Annotated in this window: 16 protein-coding genes; 15 read left to right on the top strand and 1 reads right to left on the bottom strand. The window is 70.6% G+C overall.

Annotated features, from left to right (window positions below; all coding sequences use genetic code 11):
- Nucleotides 1-77: 77 nt before the first annotated feature.
- Nucleotides 78-1,211, top strand: coding sequence for an aromatic ring-hydroxylating dioxygenase subunit alpha (locus ACIRVH_RS17670; RefSeq protein WP_403953757.1), 1,134 nt, complete (start codon nt 78-80; stop codon nt 1,209-1,211).
- 69 nt (nt 1,212-1,280) lie between these two features.
- On the opposite strand, the gene ACIRVH_RS17665 is transcribed toward ACIRVH_RS17670, so the two are convergent.
- Complete coding sequence (locus tag ACIRVH_RS17665; protein WP_403953754.1) at nt 1,281-2,078, bottom strand: IclR family transcriptional regulator; 798 nt, start codon at nt 2,076-2,078, stop codon at nt 1,281-1,283.
- A gap of 150 nt (nt 2,079-2,228) precedes the next feature.
- Between ACIRVH_RS17665 and betA the strand changes: the two genes are divergently transcribed.
- From betA to folP, 14 genes are all read left to right on the top strand, one after another.
- A complete protein-coding gene (gene betA, locus ACIRVH_RS17660; RefSeq protein ID WP_403953752.1) occupies nt 2,229-3,899 on the top strand; it encodes a choline dehydrogenase in 1,671 nt (556 codons plus the stop codon).
- A gap of 3 nt (nt 3,900-3,902) precedes the next feature.
- Nucleotides 3,903-4,739, top strand: a complete 837-nt coding sequence (locus ACIRVH_RS17655) for a 5,10-methylenetetrahydrofolate reductase (protein ID WP_403953749.1) — start codon at nt 3,903-3,905, stop codon at nt 4,737-4,739.
- 138 nt (nt 4,740-4,877) lie between these two features.
- Complete coding sequence (locus ACIRVH_RS17650; protein WP_403953746.1) at nt 4,878-6,347, top strand: aldehyde dehydrogenase family protein; 1,470 nt, start codon at nt 4,878-4,880, stop codon at nt 6,345-6,347.
- Between the two features lie 20 nt (nt 6,348-6,367).
- Nucleotides 6,368-7,456, top strand: coding sequence for a glycine betaine/L-proline ABC transporter ATP-binding protein (locus tag ACIRVH_RS17645; RefSeq protein ID WP_403953743.1), 1,089 nt, complete (start codon nt 6,368-6,370; stop codon nt 7,454-7,456).
- Nucleotides 7,456-9,456, top strand: a complete 2,001-nt coding sequence (locus ACIRVH_RS17640; RefSeq protein WP_403953741.1) for an ABC transporter permease — start codon at nt 7,456-7,458, stop codon at nt 9,454-9,456. Before ACIRVH_RS17645 ends, ACIRVH_RS17640 begins: the two co-directional genes overlap by 1 nt.
- 13 nt (nt 9,457-9,469) lie before the next feature.
- Complete coding sequence (locus tag ACIRVH_RS17635; protein ID WP_403953739.1) at nt 9,470-10,438, top strand: ABC transporter substrate-binding protein; 969 nt, start codon at nt 9,470-9,472, stop codon at nt 10,436-10,438.
- A gap of 219 nt (nt 10,439-10,657) precedes the next feature.
- On the top strand, nt 10,658-13,096 hold the full coding sequence (locus tag ACIRVH_RS17630) for an FAD-dependent oxidoreductase (protein ID WP_403953736.1): 2,439 nt from the start codon (nt 10,658-10,660) through the stop codon (nt 13,094-13,096).
- Nucleotides 13,097-13,118: 22 nt separating this feature from the next.
- Nucleotides 13,119-13,979 (top strand): bifunctional methylenetetrahydrofolate dehydrogenase/methenyltetrahydrofolate cyclohydrolase, encoded by an 861-nt coding sequence (locus ACIRVH_RS17625; RefSeq protein ID WP_403953734.1) that lies wholly within the window; start codon nt 13,119-13,121, stop codon nt 13,977-13,979.
- On the top strand, nt 13,976-15,262 hold the full coding sequence (gene glyA / locus ACIRVH_RS17620; RefSeq protein WP_403953732.1) for a serine hydroxymethyltransferase: 1,287 nt from the start codon (nt 13,976-13,978) through the stop codon (nt 15,260-15,262). The genes ACIRVH_RS17625 and glyA overlap by 4 nt, the downstream gene beginning before the upstream one ends.
- Entirely contained in the window at nt 15,259-16,491 is a 1,233-nt protein-coding gene (locus ACIRVH_RS17615) for a sarcosine oxidase subunit beta family protein (RefSeq protein WP_403953730.1), read from the top strand. The genes glyA and ACIRVH_RS17615 overlap by 4 nt, the downstream gene beginning before the upstream one ends.
- Nucleotides 16,492-16,502: 11 nt before the next feature.
- Nucleotides 16,503-19,760, top strand: coding sequence for a sarcosine oxidase subunit delta family protein (locus tag ACIRVH_RS17610; RefSeq protein ID WP_403953727.1), 3,258 nt, complete (start codon nt 16,503-16,505; stop codon nt 19,758-19,760).
- On the top strand, nt 19,753-20,376 hold the full coding sequence (locus ACIRVH_RS17605) for a sarcosine oxidase subunit gamma (protein WP_403953725.1): 624 nt from the start codon (nt 19,753-19,755) through the stop codon (nt 20,374-20,376). The genes ACIRVH_RS17610 and ACIRVH_RS17605 overlap by 8 nt, the downstream gene beginning before the upstream one ends.
- Entirely contained in the window at nt 20,373-20,750 is a 378-nt protein-coding gene (locus ACIRVH_RS17600) for a bifunctional 3-phenylpropionate/cinnamic acid dioxygenase ferredoxin subunit (protein ID WP_403953723.1), read from the top strand. Before ACIRVH_RS17605 ends, ACIRVH_RS17600 begins: the two co-directional genes overlap by 4 nt.
- A 112-nt stretch (nt 20,751-20,862) precedes the next feature.
- Entirely contained in the window at nt 20,863-21,714 is an 852-nt protein-coding gene (folP, locus tag ACIRVH_RS17595; protein WP_403953965.1) for a dihydropteroate synthase, read from the top strand.
- Nucleotides 21,715-21,723: the final 9 nt, after the last annotated feature.

Genomic DNA, 21,723 nt, shown 5'->3' with positions numbered 1-21,723 from the left:
TCATGTGCAACTCATAGGAAGTCGCTCTTCCCGGCACGTGACTGAACCTTCCACGACGTTTCCCGAGGAGTGCAGCGTTGACCTCGACAAACCTGCCGGACAGCCTCATCGCCACCCTGCCCGGCTCCGCCTACACGGACCCGGGGATCTTCGCCCAGGAGCAGGAGCGCATCTTCGAGACGATGTGGTTCTGCGTCGCCCGCGCCGCGGACCTGCCGAAGCCCGGCGCCTTCCGCACCGTCGACGTGGGCCGTGAGAGCATCCTCGTCACCCGGGCCCGGGACCACTCGATCCGTGCGTATTTCAACGTCTGCCGGCACCGCGGAGCCAAGCTCTGCACCGAGGATTCCGGCGAGGTCAAGCGGGCTTTCCAGTGCCCGTACCACGCCTGGACCTACGGCCTGGACGGCAAGCTGGTCGCGGCGCCCAACCTCACCAAGATGCCCGACGTCGGCCGCACCGAGTACGGCCTGGTGAGTGTGGCCGTGCGCGAATGGCTCGGCTACGTCTGGGTGTGCCTCGCGGAGGACCCGCCGTCCTTCGAGCAGGACGTGATCGGGGCCGTGGTCGAGCGGCTGGGCGACGTCGAGTCGATCGAGCGCTACGACATCGACAACCTCGCGGTGGGCAGGCGGATCGTCTACGACGTCAAGGCGAACTGGAAGCTCATCATCGAGAACTTCATGGAGTGCTACCACTGCGCCACGATCCATCCCGAACTCACCGAGGTGCTGCCCGAGTTCGCCGACGGCTACGCCGCCCAGTACTACGTCGGCCACGGAGCCGAGTTCGGCGAGGACGTCCGGGGCTTCACCGTCGACGGCACCGAGGGGCTGGACCGCATCCCCGGAGTCTCCGAGGACCAGGACCGCCGGTACTACGCGATCACCGTCAAGCCGCAGGTGTTCATCAACCTGGTGCCCGATCATGTGATCTTCCACCGGATGTATCCGGTCGCCGTCGACCGCACCGTCGTCGAGTGTGACTGGCTCTATCTCCCGCACGTGGTGGAGAGCGGCAAGGACGTCGGCCGGTCCGTGGAACTCTTCGACCGGGTCAACCGCCAGGACTTCGACGCCTGCGAGCGCACCCAGCCGGGCATGAGCTCACGGCTGTACGCCAAGGGCGGTGTGCTGGTGCCCAGTGAGCACCACATCGGCGCCTTCCACGACTGGGTGCACGAGCGGCTCGGTACACGGCAGCCGGAGTGAGGCGGAGGAGGGTGCCCGTGGCCCGCGCGGGGGCGGACGCGGGCCGTACAGCGGTCGTACTGTGTGCGCTCAGCCCAGGTACCCCATGCGGTGGCTGATCTCCTCGGCGCCCTTCACCAGCACCGGAGCCAGTTCGTGCATGCGCTCCTCGGTGAACCGGTACGACGGCCCGGAGGCGCTGATCGACGCGATGACCTGGCCCTCCCGGTCCCGGATCGGCGCGGCCATGGCGTGCAGCCCGATCTCCAGCTCCTCCAGCGTCCAGGCGTAACCGCGCTCCCGGGCCTCGGCGAGATTCTTCTCCAGCTTCGCCTTCGAGGAGATCGTGTGCGGGGTCAGCTTCTTCAGGCCGGCCTCCGTGACCACCGCGGCGCGGTCCTGGGCCGGCAGATGGGCCAGCATGATCTTGCCGCTGGAGGTGGCGTGCAGGGGGGTCAGCTGGCCGACCCAGTTGTGCGCGGTGACGGCGGACTGCCCACGCACCTGGTAGAGGTTGATCGCGTAGTGCTCCTGCATCACCGCGATGTTGACCGTTTCGCCGATCTCCTCGGCCAGGCGCTCGCACACGGGCCGGCTCTGCTGGGTGATGTCGATGCGTCCCGTCACGGCGCCCGCCAGGCGTACGATGCCGAAGCCGAGCCGGTACTTGCCGCGCTCGCCCGCCTGCTCGACGAGACCGCGCGCCTCCAGGGCGCCGAGCAGACGGAACGCGGTCGACTTGTGAACATCGATCTCGGCGGCCACCTCGCTCACGCCCGCCTCGCCGCGCTGGGCGAGGATCTCCAGAACGCTGATGGCCCGGTCGACGGACTGCACGCCGCCGGACGGTGAACCGTTCGTTTCGGTCTCCGGACTGTAGTTGCTCATAGCGGAACTATACGCGCAGTAAACAACGCAGTTGCAAGTAACGCGGTGTGAACAAAGATCTTACAAGTTGCGTTGTTCGCAACCTGGTGCGCATGGCGATACTCGTATTAGCATCCCCGCATAGCGACGACGCGAGCGAGACGAGGCACCATGGCTCTCCTGCACTACGACTTCGTCATCGTCGGTGGTGGATCAGCCGGCAGCGCACTTGCGAACCGGCTCTCGGCCGAGCCCGGCAACCGGGTGCTCGTGCTGGAGGCGGGCCGCCCCGACTATCCCTGGGACGTGTTCATCCACATGCCCGCGGCGCTGACCTATCCCATCGGCAGCCGCTTCTACGACTGGAAGTACGAGTCCGAGCCCGAGCCCCACATGGGCGGCCGGCGCGTCTACCACGCGCGCGGCAAGGTGCTCGGCGGCTCCAGCAGCATCAATGGCATGATCTTCCAGCGCGGCAACCCGATGGACTACGAGCGCTGGGCGGCCGACCCCGGCATGGCGACCTGGGACTACGCCCACTGCCTGCCGTATTTCCGCCGTATGGAGAACTGCCTGGCCGCCGACCCGGACGACGAGTTCCGCGGCCATGACGGCCCCCTCGTCCTGGAACGCGGCCCGGCCACCAACCCGCTCTTCTCCGCCTTCCTCGAGGCCACCCAGGAGGCGGGCCACGCGCCCACGGACGACGTCAACGGCTATCGGCAGGAAGGTTTCGCCAAGTTTGACCGCAATGTCCACCGCGGTCGGCGTCTTTCGGCGTCGAAGGCGTACCTCAAGCCCGCCAGGAAGCGTCCCAACCTCACCGTGAAGACGCGCGCCCTCGTCACCCGCGTCCTCTTCGAGGGCAAGAAGGCCGTGGGCGTCGAGTTCCAGCGCGGCAAGGGCGCCCTCCAGCAGGTCCGGGCCAAGGAGGTCATCCTCTGCGGCGGCGCGATCAACTCCCCGCAGCTCCTGCAGCTCTCCGGCGTCGGCAATGCCGAGGAACTGCGCGCCCTCGGCATCGACGTCGTCCACGACCTGCCGGGCGTCGGCGAGAACATGCAGGACCACCTGGAGGTGTACATCCAGTACGCCTGCAAGCAGCCCGTCTCCATGCAGCCGTACATGGCGAAGTGGCGGGCCCCCTTCATCGGCCTGCAGTGGCTCTTCCGCAAGGGACCGGCCGCGACGAACCACTTCGAGGCCGGCGGCTTCTGCCGCAGCAACGAGGACGTGGACTACCCCAACCTGATGTTCCACTTCCTGCCCATCGCGGTCCGCTACGACGGCTCCGTGCCCGCCGGCGGCCACGGGTACCAGGTCCATGTGGGTCCCATGTACTCCGACGCCCTCGGCTCGGTGAAGATCAAGAGCAAGGACCCGCGCGAACACCCGGCGCTGCGCTTCAACTACCTCTCCACCGAGCAGGACCGCCGCGAGTGGGTCGAGGCGATCCGGGTCGCCCGCAACCTCCTCAACCAGCCCGCGCTCGCCCCCTACAACGACGGCGAGATCTCGCCCGGCCCGTCCGTGGCGACGGACGAGGAGATCCTCGACTGGGTCGCCAAGGACGGCGAGACCGCCCTGCACCCCTCCTGCACCTGCAAGATGGGCACCGACGAGATGTCCGTCGTCGACCCGACGAGCATGCGCGTGCACGGCGTGGACGGACTGCGCGTGGTGGACGCGTCGGTGATGCCGTACGTCACCAACGGCAACATCTACGCGCCGGTGATGATGATCGCCGAGAAGGCGGCCGACCTCATCCTCGGCAAGGAGCCGTTGGCGCCGTCCAAGGCCGCGTACTACCGGCACCGCGACGCCCAGAAGCAGGCCGGGTAGCCGGTGGGCGCCGAGGCCCTGCGGGCGCTGCTCGCCCGCGTCCGCTACGAGGTGCTGCCGGCGAGGGCGACGGAGGAGAAGGTCCTCGCCCATGTGCCCCGCGACGTCGTGGTCACGGTCACGGCGTCGCCGGTCAAGGGGCTGGAGCCGACACTCGGCCTCACCGAGCGGCTCGCGGCGCACGGCTACCGCGTCGTCCCCCACGTCCCCGCGCGGCTGCTGCGGGACGACGCGCACCTCAAGGACGTGACCGAGCGGCTGCGGGCGGCGGGAGTCGACGACCTCTTCGTACCCGCGGGTGACGCCGACCCGCCGGCCGGGCCGTACGACGGTGCCCTGCCGGTGCTGCGCAGGCTGAGCGAGCTGGGCAACCCCTTCGCGGACCTGGGGATCACCGGCTATCCGGAGAGCCATCCGCTCATCCACGACGACATCACCATCCAGTCGATGTGGGACAAGCGGGCGCACGCCACGTACGTCGTCAGCAACCTGTGCTTCGACCCGCGCGCGCTCGGCGACTGGATCGCCAGGATCCGGCGCCGCGACGTGACACTGCCCGTGCACGTGGGCGTCGCCGGGCCCGTGCAGCGCGCGAAGCTGCTGTCCATGGCGACGAAGATCGGGGTGGGGGAGTCGACCCGCTTTCTCGCCCGGCACCCCTCCTGGTTCCTGCGGTTCGCGGCACCCGGTGGATACGACCCCGAGCGACTGCTGGCTCGCGGCGCGGAAGAGCTCACCCGGCCGTCGGCGGGGGTGGCCGGACTGCACCTCTTCACCTTCAACCAGATCGCCGAGACGGAGTGCTGGCGCCGTAAGGTGCTGCATCGGCTGGGCGGCTGACACCCCCGGTGGAGCGCCGCTGCGGTGGCCGAATCGGGACATGCAGACCCCTTGACGGGTGTCCGTACATTCGGCCAGGGTGTTCCACCACAAGCAATACAGTGCACAATGCGCAACGAATTTTCGAAGGGCGCGGCAGTGGCAGATCTGTATGTGGACGGAGAATGGCGTGCCGCGGTGGCCGGTGGTCACCGGGAGATCCGTTGTCCGGCGGACGGCACGGCGGTCGCCACGGTCTCGGAGGCGACCCGCCCCGACACCGAGGCGGCGATCGCCGCGGCCCGGCGCGCCTTCGACGACGGCCCCTGGCCGCGTACCCCCGAGCGTGAGCGCGGCGCACTGCTGCTGCGCACCGCCGACCTGATCGAGCGCGACGCCAAGGAGTTCGCCCGCGCCGAGTCGCTGGACACCGGCAAGCGGCTGGTGGAGAGCGAGTACGACATCGCCGACGTCGTCTCCTGCTTCCGCTACTACGGCGGGCTCGCCGGCACCGATGCCGGCCGGGTGATCGACACCGGCCGCGACGACGCCGTCAGCCGCGTGGTCTACGAGCCCGTCGGCGTGTGCGGACTGATCACCCCGTGGAACTATCCGCTGCTGCAGGCCAGTTGGAAGGTCGCTCCGGCGCTGCTCGCGGGCAACACGATCGTCCTCAAGCCGAGCGAGCTCACCCCCTCCAGCTCCGTCCTGCTGATGAAGGCGCTGGAGGAGGCCGGGCTCCCGCCCGGCGCCGCCAACCTCGTCCTGGGCACCGGGCCCGAGGTGGGCGCCCCGCTCTCCGAGCACCCCGCCGTCGACATGGTCTCCTTCACCGGCGGCCTGGAGACCGGCAAGCGGATCATGGCCACCGCCGCCGCCACCGTGAAGAAGGTGGCGCTGGAACTCGGCGGCAAGAACCCCAACGTGATCTTCGCGGACGCCGACTTCGAGACGGCCGTGGACTTCGCCCTCACGGCCGTCTTCCTGCACTCCGGGCAGGTCTGCTCGGCCGGCGCCCGCCTGATCGTCGAGGATTCCCTGCACGACCGCCTCGTCGACGAGATCGTCCGCCGCGCCGAGCGGATCCGCCTCGGCGGCCCCTTCGACCCCGAGGCCGAGACCGGCGCGCTGATCTCCGCCCAGCACCGGGACAAGGTCGAGGCGTACGTCGCGGCCGGCCTCGCCGAGGGCGCCGTACTGCGCTGTGGCGGGCAGCGGCCCGCCGACCCCGCCCTCGCGAACGGCCACTACTATCCGCCGACCGTCCTCGACGAGTGCCGGCAGGACATGCGCGTGGTGCACGAGGAGTCCTTCGGCCCCGTCCTCACCGTCGAGCGCTTCACCGACGAGGACGACGCCGTACGCATCGCCAACGACACCGAGTACGGACTCGCCGGAGCCGTGTGGACCCAGGACGCCGGAAAGGCCCAGCGGGTCGCCCGGCGGCTGCGCCACGGCACGGTGTGGATCAACGACTACCACCCCTACGTGCCGCAAGCGGAATGGGGTGGCTTCGGGCACTCGGGCGTGGGCCGGGAGCTGGGGCCGACCGGCCTGAACGAGTACCGAGAGCCCAAACACATCTGGCAGAACATCCACCCCCGGCCGCAGCACTGGTTCCGCGGCTGAACGCCGAAAAGAGGTCGATCGTGACCCCAACACAGACCGAGGTGCCGCAGCGGCGCGGCACACCCCAGGACTCGGACGCCACTCCGGTCATATCCGTGCGCAATCTGTGGAAGGTGTTCGGGCCGAAGGCCGACCGGGTACCGGGCTCAGAGGAGCTGTGCGGTCTCTCCCGGCGCGAGCTCATGGAGCGCACCGGATGCACCGCAGCCGTACGCGACGTGAACTTCGAGGTGGCGCCGGGCGAGGTCTTCGTCGTCATGGGACTGTCCGGCTCCGGCAAGTCCACGCTGGTGCGATGTCTGACCCGGTTGATCGAACCCACCGCCGGTGAGGTCGTCTTCGAGGGCCAGGACATCCGCGAGGCGGACGACAAGCGCCTGCGCGAGCTGCGCCGCCGCAAGTTCTCCATGGTCTTCCAGCACTTCGGGCTGCTGCCGCACCGCCGCGTGGTCGACAACGTGGCCTTCGGCCTGGAGATCCGCGGTATGAGCAAGGCCGAACGCACCAGGCGGGCCCTGGAGGTCGTCGAACTCGTGGGCCTCGCCGGCTACGAGAACTCCTACCCCGACCAGCTCTCCGGCGGTATGCAGCAGCGCGTCGGCCTCGCCCGGGCCCTCGCCGGCGACCCGGACGTCCTCTTCTTCGACGAGCCGTTCTCCGCGCTCGACCCGCTGATCCGCCGCGACATGCAGAACGAGGTCATCCGGCTGCACCACGAGGTCGGCAAGACCATGGTGTTCATCACCCACGACCTCTCCGAGGCACTCAAGCTGGGTGACCGCATTCTGATCATGCGCGACGGCAAGATGGTCCAGTGCGGCACCGGCGACGAACTGGTAGGCGCCCCCGCCGACGACTACGTACGCGAGTTCGTCAAGGACGTGCCGCGCGGCGACGTCCTCACCCTGCGGTGGATCATGCGCCCCGCCGAGCCCGACGACGCCCTGGACGGGCCCGAGTTGGGGCCGGACGTCGTGGTGCGCGAGGCCACCCGCGCCGTCCTCGCGGCCGACAGGCCGGTCAAGGTCGTCGAGAACGGCAAGCTGCTCGGCATCGTCGGCGACGAGGAGATCCTCTCCGTGGTCGCCGGGCGGGAAGGCGGCGCGTGATGACCGTCGCCATCGAGAAACCCGAGAAGACAGGGACGGCCGAGCCGGCCGCTCCCGCCCAAGCGACACGCAGGGTCAGCCGGCCCATGGTGGTCGGCGCGATCGTGGTCGTCTGGCTGGTGCTGTTCGCGGTGCTGCGCGGCAAGGAGACCCTGTCCCTGGCGGCGGCCGACCTCACCGATCTGCACCGGTGGCTCAACGACGTCAACGACTCCATCGGCGCCGACCGCAACTCCAACCCGCTCTTCCTGTACTTCTTCAACGAGATCCGGCTGGTCATCGACAACCTGGTGACCTTCGTCCAGCATCTGATCTCCCAGCCCTCCGGCGCCCGTCCGGTCCCGCAGATCGGCTGGCTCGGCGTCGTCGGCCTCGCCGGCTACGTCTCCTGGGCCATGGGCAACTGGCGGGTCGCGCTGCTGGCCGTGGCCGGGTTCACCTTCATGGGGCTGCAGGGCCTGTGGCAGCCGAGCATGGACACCCTGGCGCTGACCCTCTCCGCGGTCTTCGTGGCGCTGCTGTTCGCGATCCCGCTGGGGGTGTGGGCGGGGCTGTCCGACCGGTTCAACCGGATCATGACGCCGTTCCTGGACTTCATGCAGACGATGCCGACCTTCGTCTACCTGGCACCGCTGACCCTGTTCTTCCTCATCGGCGGGGCCTCCGCCACCATCGCCACCGTGATCTACGCGGCTCCGCCGGCGATCCGCATCACCGCGCACGCCATCCGGAACGTGCCGGCGACCACGGTCGAGGCGGCCGACTCACTGGGCGCCACGCGCCGCCAGTCGCTGCTGAAGGTCCTGCTGCCGATGTCCAAGCGGACCGTGGTGATGGGCGTCAACCAGACCATCATGGCCGCCCTGGCCATGGTGACCATCGCGGCACTGATCAACGCGCCCGGCCTCGGCCCGGTCGTCATCCAGGCGCTGCAGTCGCTCGACGTCGGCACGGCCTTCAACGCCGGTCTCGCCATCGTCGTGATGGCGATCATCCTGGACCGGGTCACGACCGCGGCCGCCGCACGCGAGGAGAACGCACGGAACTCCGGGCACGGCTTCGAGAAGTGGCGGCGGCCCCTGCTGGGCGCCGGTGCCGCGGTCGCGGCGGTCCTCGTCTATCTCTCGCACACCTACGTGTGGGCGGCCGACTTCCCCGGCGACGGCACCGTCGGCAGCCACATCGCGAGCGCGGCGGACACCGCGACCAACTGGGCGCAGGACAACCTGTCGGGCCTGACCAACGCCATCCGCGACGTCATCACCAACGGCCTGCTCAACCCGTTCCAGACGCTGCTCACGGACTCCCCGTGGTGGCTCGTCGGCGCGGTGCTGGTCGGGCTCGGCGTGGTGCTCGGCGGCTGGAAGGCCGGGGTCACCACGGCGGTGTGCGTGGGCCTGCTGGTCGGCACCGGCCTGTGGTCGGACGCCATGACCACGCTGGCCTCGACGCTCGTCGCGACGGTGCTGGTGATGGTGCTCGGCATCGTCTTCGGCGTGTGGATGGGGCGCAGCATGATGGTGGACCGGCTGATCCGGCCCACCCTGGACGCGGCCCAGGTCATGCCGCCGTTCGTCTACCTCGTGCCGTTCCTCGCCCTGTTCGGTGCCAGCCGATTCACGGCCATCGTCGCCGCGATCGTCTACGGGGCACCCGTGGCCATGAAGATCATCGCGGACGGGATCCGGGCCGTGCCCGAGACCACCGTGGAGGCGGCCACCTCCGCCGGGTGCAACACCTGGCAGATCATCACCAAGGTCCAACTGCCGATGTCACGCAGTGCCCTGACGCTCGCGACCAACCAGGGCCTGATCTACGTGCTGTCGATGGTTGTGGTGGGCGGCCTGGTGGGAGCAGGCGCCCTCGGCTACGACGTCGTGGCCGGATTCTCGCAGGGAGAGCTGTACGGCAAGGGGCTGGCGGCGGGACTCGCCATCGTACTGCTCGGAGTCATGTTCGACCGGATCACTCAGGCAGCGGCGCGACGCGCGAGCGCTTAAGGAGCACGACACCATGGCAAGACACTGGCGAGCCGGCGCGGCCGGCCTGGCCGTCCTCGGCCTCACGCTCACCGCCTGCGGTGGGGCGAAGGTCGGCGACACCTCCTCGGGTTCGGACAACGCCGGCAGCTCCGGCAAGTGCGGCACGTTCAACCTCGCGGTCAACCCGTGGGTGGGCTACGAGGCGGACGCGGCGGTCGTCGCGTACGTGGCCGAGCACAACCTCGGTTGCAAGGTCACCAAGAAGAACCTCAAGGAGGAGATCGCCTGGCAGGGCTTCGGGACGGGCGAGGTCGACGCCGTCCTGGAGAACTGGGGCCACGACGATCTGAAGAAGAAGTACATCACCGAGCAGAAGACCGCCGTCGACGCCGGCCAGACCGGGAACAAGGGCATCATCGGCTGGTACGTGCCGCCGTGGCTGGCCAAGGCGCACCCCGACATCCTCGACTCGAAGAACCTCAACAAGTACGCGTCCCACTTCAAGACCTCCGAGTCGGGCGGCAAGGGCCAGCTCCTGGACGGCGACCCGTCGTACGTCACCAACGACGCGGCGCTGGTGAAGAACCTGAAGCTGAACTTCAAGGTGGTGTACGCGGGCAGCGAGACCGCGCTCATCCAGGCCTTCCGCACCGCCGAGAAGAACAAGCAGTGGGTGATCGGCTACTTCTACGAGCCGCAGTGGTTCCTGTCCGAGGTCCCGCTGAAGAAGGTCTCCCTGCCGAAGTACACGACGGGCTGTGACGCCGTCGCCGAGAAGGTCGCCTGCGACTATCCCGTGTACGACCTGAACAAGATCGTCAGCGCGAAGTTCGCCAAGTCCGGCAGCCCCGCCTACAACCTGGTGAAGAACTTCAACTGGACGAACGACGACCAGAACGAGGTCGCCAAGTACATCGCCCAGGACAAGATGTCCGACGAGGCGGCGGCGAAGAAGTGGGTCGACGCCAACAAGGACAAGGTGGACGCCTGGATCAAGTAGGCCGAGTCGGCAAGACGGGTCGGACATGCCCGGCGGGCGGTGCGTGCAGGTGCGCGCCGCCCGCCGGGCATTGCCGTGTCCGGGGGCGTGTTTCGGGCCGTTCTCCGACGTCACGGACCCCTTGACACCCCCTTCCGGGACAGGCACATTGAGTTGCGCAACCTGAACCAAGTTGCGGAGAAAGCAACTGCACCGGTCTCAATGTTCGGAGGTTGGGCGATGGCGGGACCCCGAGTGGTCATCATCGGAGCGGGCGTCGTGGGAGCGGCCCTGGCGGACGAGATCTCCGCACGCGGCTGGACCGAGGTGACCGTCGTCGATCAGGGCCCCCTCCCGGCCACGGGGGGATCCTCCTCGCACGCGCCGGGCCTGGTCTTCCAGACGAACCCCTCGAAGACCATGACCGAGCTGGCGCGCTACACCGTCGAGAAGTTCTGCTCCCTCGACGTCGACGGCAAGCCCTGCTTCCTCCAGGTCGGCGGCCTCGAAGTGGCCACCAGCCCCGAGCGCCTCACCGAACTCCGGCGCCGCCACGGCTGGATCGCCGCCTGGGGCATCGAGTCGCGCCTGCTGACCCCCGACGAGTGCGTGGAGCAGCACCCGCTGGTCGACCGCGACAAGGTCCTCGGCGGTCTCCTCGTCCCCACCGACGGCCTCGCCAAGGCCGTCCTCGCCGTCGAGGCCCAGATCCGCCGGGCCACCGAGCGCGGTGTGCGCTTCCTCGCCCGCCACGAGGTCCTCGACGTGCGGCAGAGCGAGGGCCGTGTCACCGGCGTGGTGACCGACCAGGGCGAGATCCCCGCCGACATCGTCGTGTGCTGCGCCGGCATCTGGGGACCGAAGATCGCCCGCATGGTCGGGATGAACCTGCCGCTCACCCCGCTCGCCCACCAGCTCGCCTGGACCGGCCCGGTCCCCGCCCTCGCCGGCCAGACCGAGGAGGCGGTGCGCCCGATCCTGCGCCACCAGGACGCCGACCTCTACTACCGCGACCGCTTCGACGGCCTCGGTATCGGCTACTACGGCCACCGCCCCATGCCCGTCTCCGCCGACGACATCCTCTCCGTGGACGAGGCCGAACAGATGCCCTCGGTCCTGAAGTTCACCGAGGCGGACTTCGAGGACGCCTGGACCGAGACCCGGTCGCTGCTTCCCGCGACCCGCGAGGCCAAGGTCGAGGAGGGCATCAACGGCCTGTTCTCCTTCACCACCGACGGCTACCCGCTGCTCGGCGAGTCCCAGGACGTCCAGGGCTTCTGGGTCGCCGAGGCCGTGTGGGTCACCCACTCCGCGGGCGTCGGCCGGGCCGTCGCCGAATGGCTGGTCGACGGCTACTGCTCCTCCTTCGACCTGCACGAGTGCGACGTCAACCGCTTCGAGCCGCACCAGCTCTCCCCGGAGTACGTCCTGGCCCGCGACTGCCAGAACTTCGTCGAGGTCTACGACATCCTCCACCCCCTCCAGCCGAGCGGGAAGCCGCGCCCGATCCGCACCAGCCCCTTCTACGCCCGCCAGCAGGAACACGGCGCCTTCTTCCTGGAGGCGAACGGCTGGGAGCGGCCCCAGTGGTACGAGGCCAACGCCGGGCTGGTCGAAGGCCGCGCCATCCCCACCCCTAACGACTGGGCCGCCCGCTACTGGTCGCCCATCGTCGGCGCCGAGGCCCAGGTCACCCGCGAGACCGTAGCCCTGTACGACATGACGGCCCTCAAGCGCCTGGAGGTCAGCGGCCCCGGTGCCGCCGACTTCCTGGAGAGCCTGGCCACCGGCAAGGTCGCCAAGTCCGTCGGCTCGGTGACGTACACCCTGCTCCTGGACCACGACGGCGGCATCCGCAGCGACATCACCGTCGCCCGCCTCGCCCGTGACCTCTTCCAGGTCGGCGCCAACGGCAACCTGGACCTCGACTGGTTCACCCGTCACCTGCCCGTCGACGGCACGGTCCAGGTCCGCGACATCACCCCCGGCACCTGCTGCATCGGCCTGTGGGGCCCGCTCGCCCGCGAGGTCCTGCAGCCGCTGACCGACGAGGACTTCTCCAACGAGGGCCTCAAGTACTTCCGTGCCAAGCGCGCCTACATCGGCTCGGTGCCGGTCACCGCGATGCGGCTGTCCTACGTCGGCGAACTCGGCTGGGAGCTCTACACGACCGCCGACCAGGGAGCGAAGCTCTGGGACACCCTGTGGCAGGCGGCCGAGCCGCTCGGCGGCATCATCGCCGGCCGCGGCGCCTTCAACAGCCTCCGCCTGGAGAAGGGCTACCGCTCCTTCGGCACCGACATGACCTACGAGCACGACCCCTACGAGGCCGGCGTCGGCTTCGCCGTCAAGCTCGACAAGGGCGACTTCGTCGGCAAGGCCGCACTGGAGCGCCGCAAGGCCGACGTGCGGCGCAGGCTGAGCTGCCTCACCATCGACGACCCGCGAGCGGTGGTCATGGGCAAGGAGCCGGTCTACGACGGAGATCGCGCCGTCGGCTACGTGACCAGCGCCGCCTACGGCTACACCGTCGGCAAGGGCGTCGCCTACGCCTGGCTCCCGGCGGAGCTGGCCACCCCCGGTACCACGGTGCACATCGGCTACTTCGACCAGCGCGTCGAGGCGACCGTCGCCGAGGAGCCCCTGTTCGACCCCACCATGTCCCGCCTCCGTGGCTGACCGTGGAGAAGGAGAACCGCCGGTGACCGCACAACTCCTCGACGGCAGGGCGACCGCCGCCGCCGTCCGTCGTGAACTCGCCGAGCGCGTGGCCAAGGTGATCGCCGCCACCGGACGGCAGCCCGGCCTCGGCACCGTCCTGGTCGGCAACGACCCCGGCAGCCACGCCTACGTCGCCGGGAAGCACCGCGACTGCAAGCAGGTCGGCATCGCCTCTCTGCGCCGCGAGCTGCCCGCCGACGCCACCCAGCAGCAGGTCGAGGACGTCATCGACGAACTCAACGCCGACCCGGCCTGCACCGGCTACATCGTCCAACTGCCGCTCCCGCGCCATCTGGACGCCAATGCCGTACTGGAGCGCATGGACCCCGCCAAGGACGCCGACGGCCTGCACCCGGTCAACCTCGGCCGGCTCGTCCTCGGCGTCGACGCCCCACTGCCCTGCACCCCCCGCGGCATCGTCGAACTGCTGCGCCGCCACGAGGTCCCGCTGGCCGGAGCACGCGTGTGCGTGGTCGGCCGGGGCATCACCGTGGGGCGGCCGATCGGACTGCTGCTCACCCGCCGCTCCGAGAACGCCACCGTCACCCTGTGCCACACCGGAACCAAGGGCCTGGCCTGGCACGTACGCGAGGCGGACATCGTCGTCGCGGCGGCCGGCTCGCCCGGACTGATCACCCCGGACATGCTGCGCCCCGGCGCGGCCGTCCTGGACGTCGGCATCACCCGCACCGAGCACGGGCTAGTCGGCGACGTCCACCCGGAGGCCGCCCAGGTCGCCGGATGGGTCGCGCCCATGCCCGGGGGAGTGGGACCCATGACCCGGGCGATGCTGCTCGCCAACGTCGTCGAGGCCGCCGAGAGGAACGCGAACCCCGTATGAACGCGCTGAACACCCCGCTGGCCGAGCTGGACCCTGAGGTCCACACCGCGCTCCGCGCCGAGCTGCACCGCCAGCAGTCCACCCTGGAAATGATCGCCTCCGAGAACTTCGCGCCCACCGCCGTGATGGAGGCGCAGGGCTCGGTCGCGACCAACAAGTACGCCGAGGGCTATCCCGGCCGCCGCTACTACGGCGGCTGCGAACACGTCGACGTCACCGAGCGGTTGGCGATCGAGCGCGTCAAGTCCCTCTTCGGCGCGGGCTTCGCCAACGTCCAGCCGCACTCGGGCGCCCAGGCCAACACCGCCGTCTTCTTCGCCCTGCTGCAGCCCGGCGACACCGTCCTCGGCCTGGACCTCGCGCACGGCGGCCACCTCACCCACGGCATGCGGATCAACTACAGCGGCAAGATGCTCAACGTCGTGCCGTACCACGTCTCCCAGGCGGACAACCTCGTGGACATGGGCGAGGTGGAGCGGCTGGCCAAGGAGCACCGGCCCAAGATGATCATCGCGGGCTGGTCGGCGTACCCGAGGCAGCTGGACTTCGCGGCCTTCCGCCGTATCGCCGACGAGGTCGGTGCCCTCCTCATGGTCGACATGGCGCACTTCGCGGGACTGGTCGCCGCCGGACTGCACCCCAGCCCCGTCCCGCACGCCCACGTTGTCACCACCACCACGCACAAGACCCTCGGCGGGCCCCGCGGCGGAGTCATCCTGACCAACGACGCCGACCTCGCCAAGAAGCTCAACTCGGCGGTGTTCCCCGGGATGCAGGGCGGCCCGCTGGAGCACGTCATCGCCGCGAAGGCCGTCTCCTTCAAGGTCGCGGCATCGCCCGAGTTCGCCGACCGCCAGGCCCGAACGCTCGTGGGCGCCCGCATCCTCGCCGAGCGCCTCACCCGGCCCGACGCGGCAGCGGCCGGAGTGAAGGTGCTGACCGGCGGCACCGACGTCCACCTCGTCCTGGTCGACCTGCGGGACTCGGAGCTGGACGGCCGACAGGCGGAGGACCTCCTCCACGAGATCGGCATCACGGTCAACCGCAACGCCGTCCCCTTCGACCCACGCCCGCCCATGGTCACCTCCGGCCTGCGCATCGGCACCCCGGCACTGGCCACCCGCGGCTTCACCGAGGAGGACTTCGCCGAGGTCGCCGACGTGATCGCACGGGCCCTCCAGCCCGAGCCGGACGTGCCCGCCCTGCGCGCCCGCACGGAGGCGCTGGCCGGCAGGCACCCGCTCTACCCGCACCTTTCCGGTCCCTCAGGAGACGTCCGATGAGCCTGCGCACCCCCGGGGCCGACCTGCCCGACCACCCCGACTGGCTCTGGCGCGATCCCGAGCCCAAGCGGTCGTACGACGTGGTGATCGTCGGCGGTGGCGGACACGGCCTGGCCACCGCGCACTACCTGGCGAAGAACCACGGCATCACCAACGTCGCGGTCCTGGAGAAGGGCTGGCTCGCGGGCGGCAACATGGCCCGCAACACCACGATCATCCGCTCCAACTACCTGTGGGACGAGAGCGCCGGCATCTACGAGCACGCCCTCGGACTGTGGGAGGGACTGGAGGAGGAGCTCGACTACCCGATCCTCTTCTCCCAGCGCGGCGTGCTGAACCTCGCCCACAGCCTGCAGGACGTCCGCGACAGCGTGCGCCGGGTCGAGGCCAACCGGCTCAACGGCGTGGACGCCGAATGGCTCGACGCCGGGCAGGTCAAAGAGGTCTGCCCGATCGTCAACATCTCACCCGACGTCCGCTACCCGGTCCTGGGTGCCACCTACCAGCCGCGCGCCGGCATCGCCAAGCACGACTACGTGGCCTGGGGCTTCGCCCGCTCCGCTGACGCCGCCGGCATCGACATCATCCAGAACTGCGAGGTCACCGGCCTGGACGTGGCCGACGGCCGGGTGGTCGGCGTCCAGACCACGCGCGGCCCCATCGCTGCGGGCAAGGTGGCCCTCTGCTCGGCCGGCCACACCTCGGTCCTCGCCGCCATGGCGGGCATCGAACTCCCCCTGCAGAGCCACCCGTTGCAGGCCCTGGTGTCGGAGCTGCTGGAGCCGGTGCATCCCACCGTCGTCATGTCCAACGCGGTGCACGTGTACGTCAGCCAGGCACACAAGGGCGAGCTGGTGATGGGCGCGGGCATCGACGCGTACAACTCCTACACCCAGCGCGGCGCGTTCCACATCATCGAGGAACAGATGTCCGCCGCCCTGGAACTCTTCCCGGTCTTCGCCCGCGCTCATGTGCTGCGCACCTGGGGCGGCATCGTCGACGTCAGCCCGGACGCCTCACCCATCGTCGGCCTCACCCCGGTCGACAACCTCTACCTCAACTGCGGCTGGGGAACCGGCGGCTTCAAGGCCACCCCGGGCGTCGGCTGGGTCTACGCCCACACCATCGCGCACGACACCCCGCACGCCCTGAACGCCCCCTTCTCGCTCGACCGTTTCACCACCGGCGCGCTCGTCGACGAGCACGGCGCGGCCGCGGTGGCCCACTAGGGAGCCGAACCATGCTGCTCATCCCCTGCCCGTGGTGCGGGCCCCGCGACGAGGCCGAGTTCCACTACGGCGGCCAGGCCCACGTCCCCTACCCCGAGGACCCCGCGGCCCTCACCGACGAGGAGTGGGCGCGCTACCTCTTCTTCCGCGACAACCCCAAGGGCCCCTTCGCCGAGCGCTGGAGCCACGCGGCGGGCTGCCGCAGGTGGTTCAACGCGGTACGGAACACGGCGACGAACGAGATCCTGACGGTGTACCGCACGGGCGAGCCGCGCCCGGAGACGGTGGAGCGACCTGCGGCCGCTTCGCAGCCGACTCCGTCTCTGTCAGCCGGTCCGGCGTTTGAGGACGAGGCCGTTTCAGGGCTGACGGGGGTCCAGGGAGCGGAGCCCCCTGGCGGGGCCGAAGGGGCAGCGACCCTGGAGGACGTGACGGGCAGGGGCGGCGGGGGCGACCATCCCTTCCGCACCGCCACCGGCGGCCGAATCGACCGCACCACCCCCCTCACCTTCACCTTCGACGGCACCGAATACCAGGGCCACCGAGGCGACACCCTCGCCTCGGCGCTCCTCGCCAACGGCGTGATCCAAGCCGCCACCAGCATCAAACTCGGCCGCCCGAGAGGAATCCTCTCCGCCGGCGTCGAGGAACCCAACGCGGTCGTCCAGATCGAGGCCCCCTTCCCCGAGCCCATGCTCCCCGCCACCACCGTCGAGCTGTACGACGGCCTGGTCGCGAGCAGCCTCCCGGGCCAGGGACGCCTCGCCACCGAACCGGATCCCGCCCGCTACGACGCCGTACACGCCCACTGCGACCTCCTGGTCGTCGGCGCGGGCCCGGCGGGCCTCGCGGCGGCGGCAACGGCGGCGACCAGCGGTGCACGCGTCATCCTCGCCGACGACCAGCCGGAGCCCGGCGGCAGCCTGCTCGGCACCGGCGAACACGCCGACTGGGTGGCGGCGATCCGCGCCCGACTCGAAGCCGCCCCCGAGGTGCGCGTCCTGCGCCGCACCACCGTCTTCGGCCACTACGACGACAACCACCTCCTCGCGGTGGAGCGCCGTACGAACCACCTCGGCGCCGACGCCCCGGAGCACGTCTCCCGCGAGCGCGTCTGGCGGATCCGTGCCCGGCGCGTCGTCCTCGCCACCGGCGCCCACGAGCGTTCAGTGGCGTTCGGCGACAACGACCGCCCCGGCGTGATGCTGGCCGCCTCGGCCCGGACGTACCTCCACCGGTACGCCGTTCTGCCCGGCCGGCACGCGGTCGTGTTCACCACCAACGACAGCGCCTACGCCGCCGCACTCGACCTGGCGGCGGCCGGAGTGGGCATCGCGGCGATCGTCGACACCCGGCCCGAGCCGGGGGAGTGGGCCGAGCGTGCCCGGGCCGCCGGGATCGAGGTCCTGGCCGGACACGCGGTCACCGGCACGGAGGGCGTGGACCGTCTCACCGCCGTGACCGTCGCCCCCTACGGGGACACCGCCGGGCAGCGGGAGTTCGCCGTCGACCTGCTCCTGGTCTCCGGCGGCTGGAACCCGGTCGCGCACCTCTTCAGCCAGGCGGGCGGCAAGCTCCGCCACGACGCCGTGCTCGGCACGTTCGTGCCCGACAGCTGCCGTCAGGCGGTGGAGGTCGCGGGCAGCGCGAACGGGGCCTTCGACCTCGCCACGACCCTCGCGCAGGGCGCGGCCGCCGGCGCCCGCGCGGTCGAGGCGGAGGGGTACACCGCGGAGACACCCGCCCTTCCCGCCGTCGCAGCTCAGCCGCACACCCCGCCCATGCAGGTCTTCACCGTCCCGACCGCCACCGGCGCCCCCCGGTTCGTCGACCTCCAGCGCGACGTCACGGTCGACGACCTCGCGCGGGCGACCGGAGCGGGCCTGCGCTCGGTGGAGCACACCAAGCGCTACACCACGGCGGGCACCGCCAACGACCAGGGCCGGACCGGGGGCGTCCTGGCGAGCGGGGTCGTCGCCGAACTCCTCGGCGTGGACGTCTCGGCGCTCGGCCTGCCCACCTTCCGGCCGCCGTACACGCCCGTCTCCTTCGCCACCCTCGCCGGCCGCGACCGCGGCGCGCTGCACGACCCGATCCGCACGACCACCCTGCACGGCTGGCATGTCGAGCACGGCGCCCTCTTCGAGAACGTCGGCCAGTGGAAGCGGCCCTGGTACTACCCGCAGGACGGCGAGGACATGGAGACCGCCGTGCTGCGCGAGTGCCGGGCCGCCCGTGAGGGCGTGGCCTTCATGGACGCCTCCACACTCGGCAAGATCGATGTGCAGGGCCCGGACGCCGCGCTCCTCCTCGACCGGCTCTACACGAACATGATGGGCACCCTGAAGGTCGGCATGATCCGCTACGGCGTCATGTGCCGCCCGGACGGGATGGTGTTCGACGACGGCACGGTCATCCGGCTCGCCCAGGACCGGTTCCTGGTCACCACCACGACCGGCAACGCGGCGGCCGTCCTGGACTGGATGGAGGAGTGGCTGCAGACCGAGTGGCCCGAACTGCGGGTGCACTGCACCTCCGTCACCGAGCAGTGGGCCACCGTGGCCCTGGTCGGCCCCCGGTCCCGTGAGGTCCTTGGTTCTCTCGCGCCTCGACTCGCAGTGGACAATGAGGACTTCCCCTTCATGGCATGGCGGGAGACGGCCGTCGCCGGCATCGACGCGCGCGTGTGCCGGATCAGCTTCTCCGGGGAACTCGCCTACGAGATCAACGTGTCGCCCTGGGACGCCCTCGCCCTGTGGGAGGCGTTGTACCGGGCAGGCGCCCCGTACGGCATCACCCCGTACGGCACCGAGACCATGCACGTCCTGCGCGCGGAGAAGGGCTACCCGATCATCGGTCAGGACACGGACGGCACCGTCACCCCGCAGGACCTCGGTATGAGCTGGGCGGTGTCGAAGAAGAAGCCCGACTTCATCGGCAAGCGCTCCTACGCCCGAGCCGACACCGTCCGCCCCGACCGCAAGCACCTGGTCGCCCTGCTCCCGGACGATCCCGGCGCCTTCCTCCCCGAGGGCACGCAGCTGGTCGCCGAGAGCGAGCTGCCCGCCCCACCCGTCCCGATGCTCGGCCACGTCACCTCCAGCTACCGCAGCGCGGCGCTCGGCCGGACCTTCGCGCTCGCCCTCGTCAGGGGGGGCCGGGACCGCATCGGCGAACGCCTCTACGCGCCCGTCGCCGACCGGCTGCTGCCGGTGACCGTCGCAAGCCCTGTCCTCTACGACCCCGAGGGAGCCCGCCGCGATGGCTGACACCGCCCAGACCGCATGGCAGCGCAGCCCCATGGCGGACGCCGCGCACCGCCTGGCCGCCGTGACGCGCTCCTCCCGGGGCGCGATCCGCCTGGCCGAACTCCCCTTCCTGGCCCAGGTGAACGTCCGTCTCGATGCCAAGAGCCCGGCGGCGGACGCCGTCGGGCTGGTCCTGGGACTCCAACTGCCCCTGGAACCCAACACCGTCGTGCACGCGGGCGACGTGACCGCGGTGTGGCTCGGCCCCGACGAATGGCTGGTCGTGGGCCGGCCCGGCACCGAGCGGGACCTGGAGAGCCGGATCCGTGCGGCGGCCGGCGACGAACCCGTCTCCGTCACCGACGTCTCCGCCCAGCGCACCACCCTCCTCGTCGGCGGCCCCCGCGCCCGCGACCTGCTCTCCCACGGCTGCCCGCTGGACCTCCACCCGCGCGCCTTCGGACCGGGTCGCTGCGCGCAGACGACGCTGGCCCGCGCCCAGGTCGTCCTCGTCGCCCGCGACGAGACCAGGGCCGGCTTCTGGGTACTGGTGCGCTCCTCCTTCGCCGGCTACCTGGCCGACTGGCTGCTGGACGCCGCCGCGGAACACGCCTGTGCAGCGAGAGGGTCATCATGATTCCCGTGTGCCGTCTCGCCGATCTGCCGAGAGGCGAGGCCCTCCGGGTCGAGTCCGACCCTCCCGTGGCCGTGTTCCACACCGAGGGCGGCGAGATCTACGCCATCGACGACACCTGCACCCACCAGGACGCCTCGCTCGCCGACGGCTGGCTGGAGGGCTGCGAGGTCGAATGCCCGCTGCACGCCTCGAAGTTCGATCTGCGCACCGGCAGCGTGGACGCGCCACCGGCCAGGCTTCCCGTGCGCACCCACCATGTCCTGATCGAGGACGGCCTGATTCACATCAGGCTGTCCGAGGCACCGCCGAACCTCCCGCCCTCCTGCGTCGCGGCCCGGTTCGCGGGAGGCGCGGCCGCCGGGGGCGCCGCGTGACGAGCGTGCCGGTGCGCAAGGCGGAAGCCCGGTGACCGCCACCGTCTCGACCCGCCCCGGACTCCCGGACCTGCACCCGCACGGGCTGCCCCGGCCGGGCCGGACGCTGGTCATGGGCGTGGTGAACGTGACCCCCGATTCGTTCTCGGACGGCGGCCGGTCGTTCGCCCCGGAAGCGGCCGTCGCGCACGGACTCGCGTTGTTCGAGCAGGGCGCGGACATCGTGGACGTCGGCGGTGAGTCGACCCGCCCGGGCGCCGTACGTCCGCCTGCCGAGGAGGAGTTGCGGCGCGTACTGCCCGTCGTGCGGGAACTCGCCGCGGCGGGCGGGATCGTCAGCGTGGACACCATGCGCGCGGAAGTGGCCGCCCGCGCCCTCGACGCCGGCGCCCGGCTGGTCAACGACGTCTCGGGCGGCCTCGCCGACCCCGCGATGCTGCCGTTGATGGCACGCGCGGACACGCCGTACGTACTGATGCACTGGCGCGGACATGCCGCCGGTATGCAGGCCAACGCCGACTACGGAGATGTCGTTTCGGACGTGGTCGACGAACTGCGTCTGCGGATCGAGGCCGCGCTGCGGGCGGGGATCCCGCCCCACTGCCTGATCGTCGATCCAGGGCTGGGCTTCGCCAAGGAGCCCGGGCACAACTGGGAACTGCTGGGCCGGCTCCGGGAAGTGGCCGCACTGGGCCGTCCCGTCCTCCTGGGCGCGTCACGCAAGTCGTTCCTGGGCCGACTGCTGGCGGATCCGGCGACCGGAGAACCCCGCCCGGCGCCGCTGCGGGACGCCGCGACCACCGCCGTGTCCGTTCTGGCCGCCGCCCAGGGCATCTGGTGCCTGCGGGTGCACGATGTGGCCTCGACGTGCGACGCGGTACGGGTGACCGCTCGCTGGGGTGTCGAGGCGGATACGTCTGCGCGGGCCCAGCTGCGCCGACGGCACTGTTCGCCCTGTCCATGAGGAGAGACA

The sequence above is a fragment of the Streptomyces sp. NPDC101165 genome, from assembly GCF_044768135.1.
In the GTDB taxonomy this organism is placed as follows: domain Bacteria; phylum Actinomycetota; class Actinomycetes; order Streptomycetales; family Streptomycetaceae; genus Streptomyces.
Note: the sequence above shows the minus strand (reverse complement) of the source record. Positions and strands in the feature narration are given on the sequence as shown.

Coding starts and splice junctions, on each gene's coding strand:
- glyA (WP_403953732.1), top strand. CDS start 13,976: ATGAACGCGCTGAACACCCCGCTGGCCGAGCTGGACCCTGAGGTCCAC.
- ACIRVH_RS17600 (WP_403953723.1), top strand. CDS start 20,373: ATGATTCCCGTGTGCCGTCTCGCCGATCTGCCGAGAGGCGAGGCCCTC.
- ACIRVH_RS17615 (WP_403953730.1), top strand. CDS start 15,259: ATGAGCCTGCGCACCCCCGGGGCCGACCTGCCCGACCACCCCGACTGG.
- betA (WP_403953752.1), top strand. CDS start 2,229: ATGGCTCTCCTGCACTACGACTTCGTCATCGTCGGTGGTGGATCAGCC.
- ACIRVH_RS17605 (WP_403953725.1), top strand. CDS start 19,753: ATGGCTGACACCGCCCAGACCGCATGGCAGCGCAGCCCCATGGCGGAC.
- ACIRVH_RS17630 (WP_403953736.1), top strand. CDS start 10,658: ATGGCGGGACCCCGAGTGGTCATCATCGGAGCGGGCGTCGTGGGAGCG.
- ACIRVH_RS17640 (WP_403953741.1), top strand. CDS start 7,456: ATGACCGTCGCCATCGAGAAACCCGAGAAGACAGGGACGGCCGAGCCG.
- ACIRVH_RS17610 (WP_403953727.1), top strand. CDS start 16,503: ATGCTGCTCATCCCCTGCCCGTGGTGCGGGCCCCGCGACGAGGCCGAG.
- folP (WP_403953965.1), top strand. CDS start 20,863: ATGGGCGTGGTGAACGTGACCCCCGATTCGTTCTCGGACGGCGGCCGG.
- ACIRVH_RS17665 (WP_403953754.1), bottom strand. CDS start 2,078: ATGAGCAACTACAGTCCGGAGACCGAAACGAACGGTTCACCGTCCGGC.
- ACIRVH_RS17635 (WP_403953739.1), top strand. CDS start 9,470: ATGGCAAGACACTGGCGAGCCGGCGCGGCCGGCCTGGCCGTCCTCGGC.